The sequence below is a fragment of the Rhodococcus sp. A14 genome (assembly GCF_011603105.1).
Taxonomy (GTDB): Bacteria; Actinomycetota; Actinomycetes; order Mycobacteriales; family Mycobacteriaceae; genus Rhodococcus_F; species Rhodococcus_F opacus.
This window is the reverse complement of sequence record NZ_JAAOQS010000302.1, coordinates 1-724: the sequence shown is the minus strand read 5'-3', so window position 1 is coordinate 724 and position 724 is coordinate 1. Positions and strand designations below refer to the sequence as shown.

The window sequence follows — 724 nt, the reverse complement described above, 5'->3', positions numbered from 1 at the left end:
CCGGCGAAGGCCTCCAGCACGCCGACGGGCACTCGCTGCTGCTGGCCTCGACCAACCCGGCCGCCGTCGCCTACGACCCGGCGTTCTCCTACGAGATCGCGCACATCGTCAAGGACGGGCTGCGCCGCATGTACGGCGGCACCGACGGCGTGGACGGGTTCGGTGGCGAGGACATCTTCTACTACATCACCCTCTACAACGAGCCCTACTCCCAGCCCGCCGAACCCGCCGACCTCAACGTCGACGGCCTCCTCAAGGGCATGTACCTGTTCAAAAAGTCCGAGGCCTCCGGCGACTCCGCGCCATCAACCGGGCACTCCGCAGGCTCCGCGCCACAACATGGGCACTCCGCAGGCTCCGCGCCACAACATGGGCACTCCGCAGGCTCCGCGCCTAGGGCGCAGATCCTGGTCTCCGGTGTCACCATGCCCGAGGGGCTGCGGGCGCAGGAACTGCTCGCCGACGAGTGGGGTGTGGCCGCCGACGTGTGGTCGGTCACCTCCTGGGGTGAACTGCGCCGCGACGGCATCGAATCGGAGCGCCAGGCCCTGCGCGACCCCGGCACCGACGCCCCGCTGCCCTACGTCACGCAGGCCCTGTCCGACGCCGCCGGCCCGTTCGTGGCGGCCTCGGACTGGATGCGTGCGGTCGCCGACCAGATCCGCCAGTGGGTCCCCGGCTCGTACACCACCCTCGGCACCGACGGGTTCGGCTTCTCCGACAC

General features: G+C 70.4%; 1 pseudogene. It reads left to right on the top strand.

The window, feature by feature from the left end:
• A pseudogene (locus G9373_RS45530) lies at positions 1-724 on the top strand (pyruvate dehydrogenase (acetyl-transferring), homodimeric type); the annotation flags it as partial.